Source organism: Tolypothrix sp. FACHB-123, from assembly GCF_014697075.1.
Taxonomy (GTDB): domain Bacteria; phylum Cyanobacteriota; class Cyanobacteriia; order Cyanobacteriales; family Nostocaceae; genus Aulosira.
Genome location: NZ_JACJRE010000007.1, coordinates 1 through 17,764 on the forward strand (window position 1 = coordinate 1; position 17,764 = coordinate 17,764).

Genomic DNA, 17,764 nt, shown 5'->3' on the forward strand with positions numbered 1-17,764 from the left:
AAAGATATCCATTTTTATTCTATTTCTTAATCATTTTTATCTTTGCGCTTTTCTCTTGCTTGTAATCTCCTTATACTTCAATTTGAAGTGCGGAGTTTGGGGTATAAATTGGTCACCGCAATCACACAATTTTAGCTTTTAAAAACCATATATAGTTTCCAAAAATAGTTAAGGATGGGTAGATCCCATCCCTAATATTGAAATATTGATGATTCGGTGAATAAATTTTCTAGTTCCTAGGATAAGGAATCTAAATCCAGGGATTGCATTCCTTGGCGTTCGACAAACTCCAGCATACTACCCAATTGCAACCACACTAGCAAACAAGTTAGTAAACTAATTGGCAAGCCAATTCCTAAAGCCAGGAAAGTGGGAAAACCAAATATCTGTAAACCGGAAGTGAGAAATAAACAAATACCGCCGGTGATACCAAGAAATGGTACCAAGAGTTCTTTTAATGAAGATTTTGGCTTCACATTTTTTGCTCGCTCTCTTGGCCATTTCTGAGCAATTACTTTTAAAGTACCAGATAAAGCTATGCCAGAAGTTACTGCAATCAATAAACCAACAAGTAGTAAGAAATAGGGCGGATGCAGAGGGTAATAGTACATGAAAACTCCTAATTGCAGAGAATTGTAAAAGTAATTGGACGTTTTTACTTGTTAGTTTCGACTTGTTAGTTTTGGCTTTGTGCGGGATTGCTTCCAAAAGTCATAAAGGATGTGGCTTTTGGGAGAATCGCGGCCGCGCCTTCTCTTGATAACTCTGTTAAAAAGCCGATCGCCACATCAAATAAACGATTCGGCTGTAAGTCATCTTTAACTAGGTTCCACAGACGTTGAACTTCTTCTGTATGTAGACGATCGTCTTCTGTGAGGGCTAGTACTAATTGCTGACGCAGGAATTTACCTTCTTCAGACAAAATAAATTGCAACCCCATCTGGGCTGTAGGTAAGACATCAAAGTTGTCATCGTTACGCGCGATCGCAATTAAATTTTCTAAACGCTGCCATTGGAATCTACCATCTTTAAATAGCACGTTTAGTAGCCGTCGCCGTAATTGGGGAGATTCACCTGTCAGCAAGCGTCTGGCAATATAGGGATAACCCACCTCAACAATTTTAAAATTGGGGTTGAGGCTAAGTGCAATTCCTTCTTGGGTAACTAGGGAACGAATAATCAAAGCAAACTTCGCCGGGACTCGGAAAGGATATTCATACATCAATTCCGAGAACTCATCGGTAATGGTTTTGAAGTTAAAATCCTTAACGTTTTTACCGATCGCATTACCTAACACTGATTCTAATGCTGGCACAATCGGGCAAATATTCGTATTTGGGGTGAGAAAACCCAACTTCACAAAGTCTGCGGCTAAGTCGGTGTAATCTTTATTTACTAGATGCACTAAGGCATCTACAAGGGTTTCTTTGGTGGTTTCCTCTAGCTGATCCATCATCCCAAAGTCAATGTAAGCCATCCTACCATCAGGCATAGCAAACAAGTTACCTGGGTGGGGGTCAGCATGGAAAAAACCATGTTCTAATAGCTGTTGTAAACCTGAGGTCACACCAATTTTGATGATGTCCTCTGGATCTAAACCAGCAGCGCGGATACTTTTCGTATCTGTCAATTTGAAGCCGTTAATCCATTCCAGGGTTAAAACACGGCTATTGGTATAACGCCAATAAATACTGGGGACTTTGACACTCTTGTCATCACGGAAGTTATGGGCAAATTTTTCCGCGTTACGACCTTCGTTAATGTAATCAATTTCCTCAAATAACTTAGTGCCAAACTCGTCCACAATTAAGGTGAGGTCGTGACCGAGATTTAGTGGTAGCCAAGGCGCTAGCCAAGTCGCAGCCCAACGCATCAGGTACAAGTCTTTGGTTAAAGTTGGTCGCAAGTTGGGGCGTTGCACTTTGACGGCGACTTCTTCGCCACTCATTAAGCGACCGCGATAAACTTGACCTAAGCTAGCTGCTGCTACGGGTTTAGGTGACAGTTCGCTAAAGACTTCGCTAATTGAGCGATCGAGTTCAGTTTCGATAATCTGATAGGCCAATCCATTATCAAAAGCTGGTAATTGGTCTTGCAGTTTAACCAATTCTTCGAGGAAGTCTTTACGTATCAAGTCAGGTCTAGTAGATAGGGCTTGACCTACTTTAATGAAGGTGGGGCCTAGGCGAGTGAGCAGTTCACGTAATTGAGTGGCGCGTTTCCTCTTGTTCTGCTCTACTTGATTTTGCCATTCATCCCACTTCAAACTAATAATAAATCCAGAAAAAGACCAGATAATTCTCAGTAAACGCCCCCACACGAGCCAGGGACGGTAACGATAATAACGGGCGATCGCTTCTGGATCATAGCGCCTTAGCTGAGCAGATTGATACTGACCCACGCTTTTATTTGCCTCTTCAACTGGGAAATTTACACTTTTTTTGGTTTCTAAAAGTACTTGCTAATTGCAAGTAAAAGATACCGATTAGTTGTTATAAAACACAATAAAGCTTTGCCCATTTCTGGGAAGTTTTTATGGCAATACTTAGCCTGCTTTACTGCTGATTTTTTGTTATCTTTTTCTTAATTATACTTTATAAAAGTACAAATATTCCTGCCCTGTAAGGATTTTGGGTACTTGTGTGATATAGAATACATTTGGACATTGGGGATGGGGCATGGGGCATTGGTCAACAGTCAACAGTCAACAGCCAACAGCCAACAATAACCTATAGCCATTCGCCACCTCGGAAGCGCCAGCGGGGAAAGATAAGGCGCATGAGGCTTTGGGAGGAGATGAAAACTGCTAGCCAAACAATGCTGTAATGGATGAAAAAGACTGTTGGTTCTAGTTCTTCTTTGGGGATAGGGATGGGTAGGAAGCCAAGTATTTTGACGCCACAGAAGACAAAGATAAATTCCCAAATTCCAGCAAATAGTTGGTAAGCCGCTGGCCAGTCTCGATCCCAACGGAATTTTTGTAAATAGTTATAAAGTACATCCCAACATAAGCCAAAGATGGCGACATAGGCGAGTATCCAGAAATAAATTATGCCTGGTGCATTACCAATTAAACCAATTGCAAAAGGTAAGGAGACAAATATGCCTACAGTTGCTAGTAGTAATAATCGAGTTTGCCAACGACCGAATAAAGTAGGTGTCATAAAAGTATTGAGTAGAGAGTTTAATTAGCTTAATAATACTCCTATGAAAAAACTCCACAAGATTGTGGAGCTTTTCTGAAAAATAGAAGTTTTTTTAAATCGTTACGGGAGAATGATACTTGGCTAGTGCTTGCCAATTAATTACATCCTCTAACAAAGCTTGATAACCGAAGGTGTTGGGATGGAGTCCATCATCGCTGATGCGTTTGCGCCGCCAAAGTTCGCCACGTTCCATCCATTGGTCGAAAATGTCGAGATAGGGAATGCGACGTTGATTGCAAGCAATTCTCGTGGCTTCTTTGTAGCGATATTGATCGGCATGATTGTAATAGAAGCAATCGAGAAATGGCATTTTGGCTTCATCAACTGGAACCATACCTACAAATACTACAGGACAAAGTTGTTGTGCTTGTTCTAGTAATTCGGCAATTTGTGATTCAAAGAGGGCAAAATCTGTGTAATTCCGACCATCAGGACGAGATAAGCGCGCTGAATCATTTACGCCTACGGACAAAATAATTAAGTCGGGGACGCGATTGCGCAGTTCACCGCGGTGGCGAAATTCTACTTCTAGCCTTTGGGCAACTTGTTGAGTGCGATCGCCTCTGACTCCCAGATTATAAAGCACATGACCGCTACTATCCGGTAACATCCATTGTCGCCGTAGTTGTTCGACCCAGCCGCCTTTATCTGGATCGCCAAATCCATATACTAAGCTATCCCCCAGTGCGATAATCTTCAAAGGCTGGCAATGATTTGGTGCTATAGACAGCTGCATTGAGGAAGGTCGCGCGAATGTTTGCATCTTAAAAAGACTTTATTTTATATCTTTACAAGATTCTATACATTTCTACACCATTACAGAGTATATTTCTACTCTCCATGTTGAAACGAGTTAATAAAGTAGGGAATTAATGTATTTTGGCGAGGCCAATTGCGATAGAGAAAGCGGGCTAGCAAAGGTAGAGAAATCAGCATTAATACCACACCAAACCACCAAATAGAACGTAATTGTTCGATTTGGTTTGTCATTGAAGTAGTAGTTTTTGAACCGCTGGCTAACAATCCCATGCCTACTGCTAGGGAATTGTTAAACGCATGGCAGGCGATCGGTACAATTAGGGTGCGGGTTTTGATATATAAAACTCCCATGATGATGCCAAATAGGGACAATCCCAGCACGTTTGCATGTAACATGCCGAACATCACCCCAGAGATTATCAAGGCAGTAGTAATACCCCATTTGCTAGCCCAGCGCTGCAAAATAATTCCTCGAAAGAGAAATTCTTCAGTAATTGGCGCAATTACTATGTATACGATTGCTGCTAATAGATTATAAAAAGGTGATTCAGTATTGCGAGGAGATGGACTGTTTGCCAGCTGGCGCATGACATTTTCGACAAAGGAAGGTGCAGCCAAGGATAATAAATAAAATGATACTAAGTAGGCACTGAGAGAAAACAGAATAATCAATAAGACTAATCCTGCCATCGGTAGCCATTTATGCTTTTTTGGTACTCGCCCAACTACATATTGCAACCGAATCCCAAAGCGATTGAAGTCTGCAATTTCCCACAGGCAAAGAAATCCAAAAATTAATATATAGAGAACGAGTGTCATTACTTGGCTGTTAAATTTTACTTTCAACAACCCTTGCACTAGCCCCAGGACAATACCAAGACCAATCGTTAATAGTAAAGCCCGCAAACATAAATTGCGTACCTTCAGCTTGAGAAATGGATTACTAGAATTTTCAGGTGTCATAAATTAATTGTGGGCATTGGGCATTGGGCATTGAAAATTGGGCATTGAAAATTGGGCTAATAGTGAGCAAAGGGAGAGTCTTGCTGTAATTTTCTTCCTCTGCACTTCTGCTTCCTCTGCTTCTTTGTCTCTCTTGCCCATCTTTGATTCTAGGCTGTGCAACTTGCTTCATTGACACTTCTTGTGCTCTTTGCCCTCTGCCTTTTTTCAGTTACCTAAGCAGGAGACTGATTAAACACCCACTTCAACCACTGGCTAAAAGAACTGATGGCGTTCAACCGTTTCAATCCTGGGGCGCGGGCGGTAGCGAGGCCATCAACGGCGACGACTGCGGCGTACTGTAAGCCTAAGAAGCTATCAACTGCGGCATAGGGGCCGCCCAGGGTAATTGCTCCGGCAGCATACATTTGACCTTTGGTATTACGCATTTCTACTAACTCGAAGTTGTTAGCAACAACCAAGCGACCCAGGTGATTAAGGGGCAAATTATAGTGTTTTACTAGGTCATCTAAGAGGGGATTAGTTTGGACTTTGGCATCTAAACCAGTGGCATCAACAATAAAGTCAGCCTCTAGTTTCATTTCTCCCAAACCCTTTTCCCGGATATGGGTAATAGTGCGGTTTTGGCTACCTTTTTCCACACCTAGGACTTCGCCAAAGGTAATTTGATACCAACCTTCACTGATACCTTGGGCAGTAATTTGTTGCCAATCATAGCGATCGGCGGTGGTGGTACCGCCCCAGTCTGCGAGTAGGCTTTTGCGTTCGTCAGGAGTAGCTTTTTCTAGCATGACCCGCAATTCCCCGCTCCAACAGGCTTTTGGCCAGTTAAAAGGTTGAAATTCATAATGATTTTTGACTAAGCGGGTAGCTTTTTGGAATGTGTTGCCTTTGGGTTTAGGCGATCGCATTAAATGCAAAACTGTAATATTGCGATTTTTCTTGCGTGCCTCATAAATTCGCTGCACAATCCGCGAAGCGACAATTCCCCGCCCTCGCAGTAACACAATTCCACCCTGTTGTTCTAGCTGCTGATAAACATGATCGTGTTCTTCATAGGCATTCACAACAGCCTTAAAATCTTGATATTTTTCTCTATAAGCTTGTAAATCTGGTAAAAACTGAATTGCTGGATAGCCTGTTGCTAAGTGCAAATAACGTGTAATAAAAAAAGCATAATTTCCCGGGCCGCGAGAATAGGCTACACAATACCTACCATCTTCAGTTTTGCGAATTGCCCGCACCCGCCCATAACGATAAATTTGTTGCCAATTAATGCGTCTAGCTTCCCGATCTATAGAATCAAAGACATTACCTGCACGAGGTGTATAGGTTTCTGCAAATGTTGGTTCGCCAAACACCTGCCATAAATATCTCAAAGCTGAGTTGAGCTTACCTTGACCAAAGTCATGCCAAGCTTCCCTTAAGGCATAGCTAGGCCAGCCCCAAATATTATCAGGGCAGGAGTCTGAATTAGAACGTAATCTTTCATACAAGGGAATTTGAGAATTTAAACACAGGCGCTTGTAACGCGCGTAAGGTTCAGCTTCTAAGCCCAAGGCGACAATTTTGTCAGCACTAACCCCGCTAATACGCAGTAAATCTGCCCAGATAAAGCTACCTAATCCGGCACCTACTGCGAGATAATCACATTCTTCTACAGGTAAGCCTGTAGCATGAAGTGCTTGGACAACCACCTGCTGTGCCCCAAATGCTGGCGGCGGAAAATTGCTACCCATTGGTGTGATCACAGGCGCAGGCGGTAAACTTGGATCTGGAAGATTGGTATTGGGATTAAATTGAATAGTTGAGGGGGGACTAGTAACTGGTGGCGGTGCATTGACGCTGAAAGTCACCCCGATCTGGTAGGGGCCTATTTGTACCGTATCACCGTTAGCTATAACGCTGCGTGTTTGGCGTTGTCCGTTGACAAATACACCATTAACACTGCCTTGATCGGTAATAACCAGTTGATTTTGTTCCCAATCAATTAGCGCATGGTAGCGAGAAACTTGCTCGCTATTGAGCAATATCCGCGAGACACGCACCCCTTTAATTTCGCTAGGTAAACGAGCAAATTCTCTACCAAAAGCGATAGGTACAGTCAACCTCGGTTCTCGCCGTTCCCCTGTAGCTGGATCGTCCCAACTTAATAGAATTTGTACGTTAGTCATTGGTCATTGGGCATTGGTCATTGGGCATTGGGCATTGGGCAACACTTCGACAAGCTAAGTGACCACAATCAATCGTCAACAGTTAACAGTCAACAGTCAACAGTCCTTCAATGATTGGGTGCGACTAGTACGCTAACGGCGGCGGCTAAGGATGTACCACACCAAGGACAACCGACTTGCAGATTTTCTGGGGGGGAGACTTTATGACATTTAGGACACTCTAAGCCATAAACTCCTTGTGGGGTAGGAGATACTGGCGGGTGTTGGTGATATCTGGGTTGTATTGGTAGCTGCGGGTTGATTGGTTGTTGGTTGAGTAGGTTTTTGGTGGGCTGGGTAGTGCCGATGGGTGGAATTGGTGGGGCTGCTGGTGGGGTCAAAATTGTGGCGGGAATATTGTTAATGGCAACAGCAATAACTTTGACTAGCATTTGTCCCAATTGAATTGTGCTACCTTCTCTTAAAGGCAGTTCGCCTTGGACTAGTTGTTGTCTATCTACTAAAGGCGGATTTTGCGATCGCAGGTTGCGGATGTAAAAGTTTTGCTGCTGCGAGTTAAAAAAGATTTCTACATGCAGACCGGATACGGTAGGGTTACTAACAACAATGTCGCACCGGAGTGGATCTCTACCGATGCGGACAGTTCCGGGATTTTTGCTAGGTTGTTGTTCGTAAATATTTTGAGTTCTATCTTGACCTGCATCGTGCCACTGTAAAGTGAGTGCGTTCATTTAGTTCTAACTTAGTAACTTTTATTGAGTTACTTCAACTCCTCCCTGTGCGATTCCTAACACGATTAGGCAGGAGCAAGCAAGTATTTAGAAAAAACTTCAAATAACACAACATAGGTGATCGTTGATGTCATCGTCGCTTTATCTGTCTGATGCTAATTTATCTGCAATGCGTGTGGTTTCTGGCAGTCTATATTTTGTGGTGCAACGCAATACGTAGTCAATTGCTGTCGGTAAACTCACTCGATGACCGCTAGAAATATACAAAGGTTTGACGCCTGTGCGCGTGCGTAAAACTGCCCCAATCGTTTCACCTTTGTGTATTAGGGGTTGCCAGCTACCTTTTGTTTCTGGTACTTCTTCATACTTGCCAATGAGTAAGGATTTGGCTGCACCAATTGTGGGTATATCTATGAGTAATCCTAAATGGCTAGCTATACCTAGTCTGCGGGGATGGGCAATTCCTTGACCATCACAGAGAATTAGGTCTGGCATGGTTTTAACTTTTGCTAAAGCATCCAGTACGGCTGGAATTTCCCGAAATGAGAGAAACCCGGGAATATAAGGAAAGGTCGTAGGACGGTAAGCTATGGTTGTTTCAACTACTTGCAAGCTGGGGAAACTTAGCACGGCGACGGCTGCACGGCTTATTGTGCCATCGGCTTCAAAGCCCATGTCTACACCTGCAACGTATTGCACAGTTTCTGGGAGCTGATCTTCTGTGATTATGCGATCGCGTAAGTTTTCTTGGATGGCGATCGCTTCTTCTACCGTTTGCGGCCAAGCATGTTCTTGATAAATCTTCATGTTTAAGCTTTTAAGTAAATTAAATTTTAAGAATTAATCAATTAATATTTTTAATATTTTTTTAACTACAGCAAAAATTTTTTCAGGATTTTTTCTAGGCTATAGTAGCTAATTGTTTAGCTAAAATAAATGTTTCTTGTCTAGTCATGATTATTTACATGACCAATGACTAATGACTAACTTAGCTAATTACAAATATCCACTACAGCCTTCATAACCTCTCTTAACACGCTTTCATGTCACAGATGCATAATTCGGCAGTAAAGAATCTAACAAATTAGAAATACTCCTATCAGATAAATCTGAAATATGTAAAACTCTTTCAGCTTGGTTAAAATAGCTCTGAAGTGAGCGGTGATAGATGGGATCGTAATAAGAATTTAACAAATCTTGGACTAAAGCTTCCCAAGCACCTGCATCAATCAACTGATACCAGTGAATTAATTTTTCCCAACTACAGTGAGATTTCAGTTTTTCCAGTTTTTGTTTTAAAATTTCTGGACTAGATATCAAGTGACTGTATTCCTGTAAGAGAAAATTGACTCTAGCAGCTATGGGTAGTTGAATTTCTACACAACTAGCCTGTCTCATCTTTTGCCACAAAGATTGAGGCAAATAAATTTGTCCAATTTTGTTACTCTCTGATTCTATCCATACTGGCTGATGCGGATCGAATTTTTGCAGAACTTGTAATAGCTGAGTTTCAAAATATTTTTGTGAGGGTTGGCATGAACGTTTATTATGCCACTCTCCGCCTAACAACGAACCACGATGATTTGCTAAACTTTCTAAGTCTAAAACTTGAGCGCCAAGCTTTTCTAGCTTGCTTAAAATGTAAGTTTTGCCGCTACCAGTTAAACCACACAATATCTGATAATTAAATTTTTCTGGGAGATGTTCTAGTTGTTGGCGCACATAATGACGATAAGTCTTATATCCGCCATCGAGAACAGTTACTTCCCAACCAATTTGTGTCAGCACAGAAGCCATGCTAATTGAACGCTGTCCACCCCGTCCGCAGTAAATTAAAGGATGGTATTCTGGGTCTTTAGCTGCAAAGTGTTGGCTGAGATGTTGGTAAATATTTCTCGTTACTAAAGCAGCACCAATTTTGCGTGCCGTAAATGAGCAAACTTGTTGATAAATTGTGCCTACTTCCACACGTTCGGCATCATTCAAGACTGGTAGATTAATGGCACCAGGGATGTGATCTTCTAGATATTCACTAGGCGATCGCACATCAATAATTTCACTGTAATGTTCAGCCCAAGGTTGCTGAGTATATGTAACTGAAGGTAACATAAACTTTAATTTCTCGCTTTCTCAATTTTGACACTCGTATAAGTTTAATGGGGCTTTTTTATATTTTGGTTAATTTAAATAAATCTATGTAAACATTGCCTTACTCAGCAAACTGGGGATCAAAATCTGACTCTAAAAGTTAGACTAGTAAATTTCAGGATAGAAGATGATTGCTGCAATTTTATGTGTGAATCATTTTAGATTTTAGAATAACCTTATTTTAAAGTTTCAGTGTAATGTGGGTCATGCTCAGCCTACACAATCTTTTCATAATCAAATAGGAATCCTATATTAAATATAGCTTAATGTTGCATTAAGTTTAATATAGCAATTTTAAATTATGCCTGAAAAATGAGAAAAAACTTAAATCACTAAGGTAATTTCCAAAAATAAATTATTCTGTTTAAATCGTTGACTGTTGACTGTTAACTGTGAACCGTCAACAGTCAACAATAAGCGACCCTATCTGGAGTTGCTTTATAAATTTTTTGATTTGCGAAACTCCTGTACAACTTCTTTAATATCGCGTAATTCACCTTCTACTAAATAGTTTAATTGACGCATTTCATCTGCGGTAATTCGTCCAGCTAATTGAGCGATCGCTGTTTTTAATTGCGGGTATTTTGCTAAAATTTCTTGTCGCACAATCGGTGTCGGTTCATAAGGAGGAAAATATTGTTTATCATCCTCAAGAACTACTAAACCCAGACGCGCTATCTGCCCATCGGTAGAGTTACCTGCTACCATATCTACTTGTTTTTGAATTAAAGCGCGATAAATTAAACCTAAATCCATGATTTGGGGTGGTTTAGCAAACTGTAAGCCGTAGGTTTTCGCTAATCCGGGAAAGCCATCTTCCCGTTCCAAAAATTCATAGCCAAAACCACCACGCCATTGGGGTGTATATTGAGTAGCTTGCGAGAGAGTTTGAATATTGTAGCGTTTGGCGTCTTCGCCCCGGATAATAATGGCAAAAGTATTTTCAAAACCCAAACTTGGCATAACTTCCAAGTTGAATTTTTGGGCGTAGGCTTGTTTTAATTTTTCATAGACTATTTTGGGATTTTTAACTGCCTTCTGCTTTAATATGCCTGTAAAAGCTGTTCCTGTATATTCAATATAAGCATCTATCCTGCCAGATTTAATCGCACTGTGACAAACAAAAGAACCACCCAACCGAGGACGACGCGATACTTTTAAATTAGTTGTAGCTTCGATTTGTTGTGCTAAAAGTTCGCCTAAAATATCTTGTTCGGTAAAATCTTTAGAAGCCACAATAATATCACCAGTACTACTGGTATTTGCATTGGGGCGACAACTAGCGATCGCCATTACTAAAGCCAATGTTAATAGGCAGTAAACCACGAATTTTTTCATAGTAATCTTCGGGGATTTCTAACGTCTTTAATTTGTCTTTTGAACCCTGCCTTTGTTTAATTTACCTTCAATTCCCCCAATTAATAAGTCAGCAATTAAAGCTATAACTGCCGCCGGAATTGCCCCGGCTAAAATCAACTGATTATTGACTACGGCAATTCCTCGAAAAATAAATACACCTAACCCGCCAGCGCCAATTGCAGCAGCAATAGTTGCAATCCCAATGGCAATGACAGTGGCTACTCGTACCCCAGCTAAAATTACTCCCATTGCCAAGGGAATTTCGACTTGAAATAACAATTGTTTATCTGTCATTCCCATCCCTCGCCCAGCTTCTCGAATTGCTGGATCAACGTTAGTAATGCCAGTATAAGTATTACGAATTATCGGTAATAAGGAATATAAAGTTAGTGCCACAATGGCTGGGACTACACCAATACCGCCAATAATGGGGACGGGAATTAGTAAACCAAATAATGCCAAACTGGGAATAGTTTGTAATACATTTGCAATGCCTAAAATTGGTTGGCGCAGTTGAGTCTGGCGGGTAATTAAAATCCCTAGAGGAATGCCGATTAAAACAGCAATACCAATGGCAATACCCACCATAAATAAATGTTCTAGGGTATGCTGAATAATTTCTGGGGCATACTTGATCAGAAAAAAGTCTTTCATAAATTGTCTTGCAGGGAACGCAGACATTGCAGAAAAGCCAGGCTTTCGGGATGATGCGATCGCATAAATTCATCCTTTGTTCCTAATACTACCAATTCTCCCCCATACATTAAACCAATTCTCGATGCCAAAACAAAAGCTTCTTGAATATCGTGGGTAACAAAGACAACAGTTTTGCCTAATTCCTGTTGTAAGCGCCGGAACTCCTGTTGAATTTCTAAGCGGGTAATCGGATCGAGTGCGCCAAAAGGTTCATCCATTAATAATACAGGCGGATCGGCTGCTAAAGCCCTAGCTACACCTACCCTTTGTCTTTGTCCTCCCGAAAGTTCATGGGGATAACGCGCCGCAAATTGTTCTGGTTCTAAACCTACCAAATGTAACAATTCATATACTCGCGTTTTAATTTGTTTTGCTTTCCAACCTTCCAAGGCTGGAACTAAGCCAACATTTCGTTCGACTGTGAAGTGGGGAAATAAACCAGTTTCTTGAATCACATAGCCAATTTTTCGCCGCAGCTTAATTTCATCCCATTGGGTAGTCGGTACGCCATCAAATAATACTTCTCCTTCAGTAGGTGTCAACAGGCGATTAATTAATTTCATCGTCGTAGTTTTACCGCTACCACTACGTCCTAGCAATACCAGCGCTTCTCCTGGGGAAATCGTAAAATTGAGATGAGAGACTAAAGGACGGCGATCGCGACTAAAGGTAACATCACGAAATTCAACGGCGATGGGATTTGTTTGTATCATAAGCTAATGCGCGTTTAAACTGCATAACTACTAATTTGGGCTGTTGATGGTTGATGGTTGATGGTTGACGGTGTTTTAAAAAAAGTAGAATTTTTTCGGTAAGTTTTCCGAAATCGCCTAGGGATAAGTTGTAACTATTATCAGACAAGCAAATTATAAGTAACTATATAACTAAAGGTACGGGGACATACCCCAACTTAAAAACCCAGCCAAGATAGCTGGGTTTTTGAGTTTGATAAAAATATAGCAATCCTAAATGATTTAATGATTTGTGAAATATTACAAGCAAGGTTTTTGACAGCCAACAACCAACAGTCAACCGTCAACCGTCAACCGTCAAAACCGATATTTTTCAAAACTATTAATCCTCTCGCTGTACCACATCATTAACTGGCTTTTCTGGCTGAGTATCCGGATTTTCTCCATCCCCAGGATCGTCTAATGTGGACGAGTGGGACACTATGACTAATTCCGCTTCTTGTTGATGACTCGCTCCCCATTGATCTAAAACATCTTTAATTAAAACTTCTTGCAACCAAATTTTGGCAACGACTGTCAGGGGTAGGGCTAAAAATAATCCTAAAAAACCAAAGAAAGTGACAAAAAATAATTGGGAAATTAAAGTCACGGCGGGTAGTAAGGAAACTTGATGCGCCATGACAACTGGTGTAATGAAATTACTTTCAGCCTGTTGAATGACAAAGTAAAGAATCAAGACAGCAACAGCTTTCCAAGGTGCGTCTAAAAGTGCGATCGCCATTGCGGGAACTACACTTAATGTTGGGCCGAGGTTGGGTATTAAGTTTAAAAATCCGGCTAACACACCCAAAGCTAATGCAGCCTTGACACCTAAAGCTGATAAGCCGATGAAACTCATCAGTCCAACTACAGCCATCGCAATTAAAGCGCCGACTACCCATCCTTCCAGGGAAGTTCCACACTGATCCAAAATTCCATCTACTCGCCGCCGATAAAATGAAGGGAAAAGGCGGATAAATACACGGCGATAAGCATCAGGATTGGCTAATAACATCCCTGTTAAAACCAGCACCAAAAGCATTTTCAGCAGGGCTTCTAAGGAACCAGAGACAAAGGCAAAAGAATTTCCGACTAACTTATTAATAAATGGCTGTGCTTGTTGAATCAGACTATCTAAATCGGGAATATAAGGTATAAGCTGATCGGGAACCTGGGTTTTCAGTTCGTTAAACCAACCATTAAAGCGTTCTAAACCTTGGGGAACTCGATAAGTGAGTTCGTGAAACTGAGTCACAAACGGCGGGACAATCACCCGGAAAAAGCCAACAATCAAGGCAAAAAATATCACCACCGAAAGTATAACGGCGAAGCCTCGCTTCATTCCCCAACTTTGGAAGCATCGCGCTAGGCGATTTAAACTAGTAGCTAATACAACTGCGGCAAACATCAGTAATAAAACTTCTTTGATTTGCCACAAGATATATAAGGAAAGAACTATGGCGATTAAGCCAATCCATTGACCTAAGTTCACAGGCTGACTCCCGACAGTTGGCTAGCTACATTATTCCTGACAATGCAGCTAGGTTAGCTGATTTTACCAACTGCGGTCTATAGGACGAAGGTTTAATTTTGCCTTTGTGTCTGGAATCGCCAGAATAATGCGATCGCCATAATCACAGTCGGGGACAAAACCATCAATAAAGCCACTGCATCTGTCCCCGGAACCCGCAAACTCGGTGCTGCATATTTAATCAAAAACGACAGCACAGTCGAGAGTACAAATACTTTTAACACCAATCCCAGCTTATTTTCCATACAAGTTCGGCAATACGCATTTTTCTGTCGGGTATACCCCAATTGGGTTTACGCCATCTAGTTTCTAGAATAGACCTATCTGCAACAAAACTTTGCAATTAAGGTTACGTTGTTGGGCATTGGGCATTGGGCATTGGGCAATTCAATTTTGGATTTTGGATTTGCAATTTTGGATTGGGTTTGAATCTAAAATCTAAAATCTAAAATCTAAAATTCCTTTTCCCCCTTCCCTAGTCCCTAGCCCCTAGCCCCTAACCCCTAGCCCCTAACCCCTTCCCCTCCTCGTCCCGCCGCTTACAAAAAAATTTATTTGAGGGTACATCAAAATGCCTGTTGAAACTAATAATAAAAATCAAATGAAGCCTTCGAGATGGCGGCAGTTTGGTGGCAGCTTCTTGATATTAGTAACTTTTTTATTGCTGCTTAACTTAATTGTGCCCAGTTTCTTTGGGCCGAAATTGCCCCAGGTTCCTTATAGTGACTTTATTAGCCAAGTGCAAGCTGGTAAAGTTGAACGGGCAATAGTTGGTGGCGATCGCATTCAATATGTTATCAAAACCCAAACCCCCGATGGTCAACCAGCAGAACAGGTATTAACTACTACACCAGTAGCTCTAGACCTGGATTTACCAAAGATTCTCCGCGAGAATAAAGTTGAGTTTGCTGCACCACCGCCAGATCAAAATGGTTGGCTGGGTACTTTAATTAGCTGGGTAGCACCACCGTTAATTTTCTTTGGTATTTGGGCGTTTTTGATGAATCGTCAAGGCGGCGGGCCTGCTGCGTTAACTGTAGGCAAGAGTAAGGCGCGGATTTCTTCTGATGGCAGCACAGGTGTAAAATTTACGGATGTGGCTGGTGTCGATGAAGCCAAGGTTGAATTGGAAGAAATTGTTGATTTCTTGAAAAATGCCGACAAATACACCCGCTTAGGGGCGAAAATTCCTAAAGGTGCATTGTTGGTAGGGCCTCCGGGAACAGGTAAGACATTATTAGCCAAAGCGATCGCAGGTGAGGCTGGCGTTCCTTTCTTCAGCATCTCTGGTTCGGAATTTATCGAATTATTCGTTGGTGTCGGTGCGGCCCGGGTTCGCGATTTATTTGAGCAAGCGAAAAAACAAGCACCCTGTATCGTCTTTATTGATGAATTAGACGCCCTGGGTAAATCTCGTGCTGGTGCTGGCGGCTTTGTTGGCGGTAACGATGAACGGGAACAAACCCTCAACCAATTACTCACAGAAATGGATGGTTTTGATGCCAATACAGGTGTCATTATTATCGCCGCTACTAACCGTCCCGAAGTCCTCGACCCAGCATTACGTCGTCCCGGACGCTTTGACCGCCAAATTGTAGTGGATCGCCCTGATAAAATTGGTCGAGAAGCGATTCTGAACGTTCATGCCAGAAACGTTAAATTAGCTGATGATGTTGATTTAGCTACTATCGCTATCCGTACACCAGGGTTTGCAGGTGCAGACTTGGCTAACTTGGTAAATGAAGCCGCACTGCTAGCAGCCCGTCAAAATCGCCAAGCCGTAGTGATGGCAGATTTCAACGAAGCGATTGAGCGCTTAGTGGCTGGTTTAGAAAAACGCTCTCGCGTGTTAAATGAAACCGAGAAAAAGACCGTAGCTTATCACGAAGTTGGTCACGCGATCGTCGGTGCATTAATGCCTGGGGCTGGTAAAGTAGAAAAAATCTCCGTTGTGCCTCGTGGTGTTGGTGCTTTGGGTTATACAATCCAAATGCCAGAAGAAGACCGCTTTTTGATGATAGAAGACGAAATTCGCGGTAGAATTGCCACTTTATTAGGCGGACGTTCGGCTGAGGAAGTTGTGTTTGGTAAGGTGTCTACTGGCGCGTCTGACGATATCCAAAAAGCGACAGATTTAGCAGAACGAGCAATTACCATCTATGGGATGAGCGATAAACTCGGCCCTGTAGCATTTGAGAAGATTCAACAGCAATTTATCGAAGGTTATGGAAATCCTCGCCGGGCAATTAGTCCCCAAGTTGCAGAGGAAATTGACAGAGAAGTGAAGCAAAGTGTAGATAATGCTCACCACATCGCTTTAAGTATTCTGCAACATAACCGGACATTGCTAGAAGATACTGCACAAGAACTGTTGCAACAAGAGGTTTTAGAAGGTGTATCTTTGCGGGAACGTCTCCAGCAAGCTGTCGCACCGGAAGAACTCAACGAATGGTTGCGGACAGGGAAGATATCGGAAGATAGACCTTTGTTGCAGACACTTTTAGTGTAAAGCTTTGAGATTAAATTAAAAAAGCGATCGCTCTTTTTGGGGGCGATCGCTTTTTTTATAGCTAGAAGGATTAGGCGATCGCACTTTACCAACATCCAGCAGCGCAATAATCTGTTAAATAAACATAAAATCACATTGCAGTTATCCAGAAGTCATATATATTTTTTTACCAATCAAGAATAAATAATGCATTACTGTTTAAATGCCTAAAACGCCTATTTCTTTATACCGTCAAGGCAATGCTAATTCTCCCAGAATGGATAATGTCAGACTAAATAAAGATATTGCAACATTTGAGGAGAACGGTATCATTTTTGTTATGACCACTTTGCCAGACGGCACATCACCCGGAGGTATTTCCACATTCGCTAGTATAGGACGAGGAAGAAATTGGTGGAAATTAGACCAAAATATAGATATTGCTGCTGAACTGAAATTAGTTAACGATCGCGGTAATCACTGGTTATGGCAACCTCAAGATATTATGCCGCTTGAAACTTATAAAACTGCACTCAGGCAGCTTGGAGAAAAGTTCTATAAAATAAGTTAAAAGTCAAATATCAACTTTGGTTAATAAAATGCAACTATCTTTTAAAGATATTCAATTTATTATTGAAGCTCTTGAAAACTTAATAAAGTTATATGAATCACGGCTCAATGATGAAAGTATAGATGATGATGATTTATCGGATATTGGTAATGATTGTATGTTTTTAGAGACACTTCGTGTAGATTTAGAAAATCATCTCCAGCAATTGTTATCGCAAAATCAAAATAATCAAAATAATCAAAATATTGTAAAAGCAGATTTGAGCGATGTATCTACACAGGATTTAAAGCAATCTGTTGTGCAATTACCAATTAGCCAACGTTTGGTTTTAGTTGATGCGATTACTGAATCAATTAGACAAGAATTATCCTTGAGTCAAAGGTAAGGCGATCGCAACTCGATAAAAT

At 41.4% G+C, this 17,764-nt stretch carries 18 protein-coding genes; 3 read left to right on the forward strand and 15 right to left on the reverse strand.

All coding sequences use genetic code 11. The features are described from left to right. Positions 1-236: 236 nt before the first annotated feature. From H6G41_RS06750 to H6G41_RS06820, 15 genes are all read right to left on the reverse strand, one after another. The gene (locus H6G41_RS06750) at positions 237-611 is read right to left on the reverse strand and encodes a hypothetical protein (RefSeq protein WP_190744806.1); all 375 of its coding nucleotides are present in this window, start codon (positions 609-611) and stop codon (positions 237-239) included. A 65-nt stretch (positions 612-676) separates the two neighbouring features. After that, entirely contained in the window at positions 677-2,401 is a 1,725-nt protein-coding gene (locus H6G41_RS06755) for an AarF/ABC1/UbiB kinase family protein (protein WP_190744807.1), read from the reverse strand. Positions 2,402-2,729: 328 nt separating this feature from the next. Continuing rightward, complete coding sequence (locus H6G41_RS06760) at positions 2,730-3,164, reverse strand: hypothetical protein (RefSeq protein WP_190744809.1); 435 nt, start codon at positions 3,162-3,164, stop codon at positions 2,730-2,732. A gap of 94 nt (positions 3,165-3,258) precedes the next feature. Beyond that, positions 3,259-3,969: a GDSL-type esterase/lipase family protein gene (locus H6G41_RS06765; RefSeq protein WP_190744811.1), complete on the reverse strand. Its 711-nt coding sequence runs from the start codon at positions 3,967-3,969 to the stop codon at positions 3,259-3,261. A gap of 68 nt (positions 3,970-4,037) precedes the next feature. Beyond that, positions 4,038-4,928 (reverse strand): CPBP family intramembrane glutamic endopeptidase, encoded by an 891-nt coding sequence (locus H6G41_RS06770; RefSeq protein WP_190744813.1) that lies wholly within the window; start codon positions 4,926-4,928, stop codon positions 4,038-4,040. Continuing rightward, entirely contained in the window at positions 4,918-5,100 is a 183-nt protein-coding gene (locus H6G41_RS06775; protein WP_190744815.1) for a hypothetical protein, read from the reverse strand. The genes H6G41_RS06770 and H6G41_RS06775 overlap by 11 nt, the downstream gene beginning before the upstream one ends. 43 nt (positions 5,101-5,143) lie before the next feature. Then, entirely contained in the window at positions 5,144-7,102 is a 1,959-nt protein-coding gene (locus H6G41_RS06780) for an FHA domain-containing protein (protein WP_190744817.1), read from the reverse strand. A gap of 107 nt (positions 7,103-7,209) precedes the next feature. Then, the gene (locus tag H6G41_RS06785) at positions 7,210-7,833 is read right to left on the reverse strand and encodes an FHA domain-containing protein (RefSeq protein ID WP_190744819.1); all 624 of its coding nucleotides are present in this window, start codon (positions 7,831-7,833) and stop codon (positions 7,210-7,212) included. A 141-nt stretch (positions 7,834-7,974) separates the two neighbouring features. Then, positions 7,975-8,640: a deoxyribonuclease V gene (gene nfi, locus H6G41_RS06790; RefSeq protein ID WP_190744821.1), complete on the reverse strand. Its 666-nt coding sequence runs from the start codon at positions 8,638-8,640 to the stop codon at positions 7,975-7,977. A 234-nt stretch (positions 8,641-8,874) separates the two neighbouring features. Further along, positions 8,875-9,942, reverse strand: coding sequence for a tRNA 2-selenouridine(34) synthase MnmH (gene mnmH, locus H6G41_RS06795; RefSeq protein ID WP_190744823.1), 1,068 nt, complete (start codon positions 9,940-9,942; stop codon positions 8,875-8,877). Positions 9,943-10,419: 477 nt separating this feature from the next. Next, positions 10,420-11,319: a glycine betaine ABC transporter substrate-binding protein gene (locus H6G41_RS06800; RefSeq protein WP_190744825.1), complete on the reverse strand. Its 900-nt coding sequence runs from the start codon at positions 11,317-11,319 to the stop codon at positions 10,420-10,422. A 27-nt stretch (positions 11,320-11,346) separates the two neighbouring features. Next, a complete protein-coding gene (locus H6G41_RS06805) occupies positions 11,347-11,994 on the reverse strand; it encodes an ABC transporter permease (RefSeq protein WP_190744827.1) in 648 nt (215 codons plus the stop codon). Beyond that, positions 11,991-12,749, reverse strand: coding sequence for an ATP-binding cassette domain-containing protein (locus tag H6G41_RS06810; RefSeq protein ID WP_190744829.1), 759 nt, complete (start codon positions 12,747-12,749; stop codon positions 11,991-11,993). The genes H6G41_RS06805 and H6G41_RS06810 overlap by 4 nt, the downstream gene beginning before the upstream one ends. A gap of 361 nt (positions 12,750-13,110) precedes the next feature. Continuing rightward, entirely contained in the window at positions 13,111-14,259 is a 1,149-nt protein-coding gene (locus H6G41_RS06815; RefSeq protein ID WP_190744831.1) for an AI-2E family transporter, read from the reverse strand. Positions 14,260-14,351: 92 nt separating this feature from the next. Beyond that, entirely contained in the window at positions 14,352-14,543 is a 192-nt protein-coding gene (locus tag H6G41_RS06820) for a hypothetical protein (RefSeq protein ID WP_190744833.1), read from the reverse strand. Between the two features lie 326 nt (positions 14,544-14,869). Between H6G41_RS06820 and ftsH the strand changes: the two genes are divergently transcribed. From ftsH to H6G41_RS06835, 3 genes are all read left to right on the forward strand, one after another. Continuing rightward, positions 14,870-16,807, forward strand: a complete 1,938-nt coding sequence (gene ftsH / locus H6G41_RS06825; RefSeq protein WP_190744835.1) for an ATP-dependent zinc metalloprotease FtsH — start codon at positions 14,870-14,872, stop codon at positions 16,805-16,807. A 202-nt stretch (positions 16,808-17,009) separates the two neighbouring features. Then, on the forward strand, positions 17,010-17,357 hold the full coding sequence (locus H6G41_RS06830; RefSeq protein WP_190744837.1) for a hypothetical protein: 348 nt from the start codon (positions 17,010-17,012) through the stop codon (positions 17,355-17,357). Between the two features lie 28 nt (positions 17,358-17,385). Next, positions 17,386-17,742, forward strand: a complete 357-nt coding sequence (locus tag H6G41_RS06835; protein WP_190744839.1) for a hypothetical protein — start codon at positions 17,386-17,388, stop codon at positions 17,740-17,742. Positions 17,743-17,764: the final 22 nt, after the last annotated feature.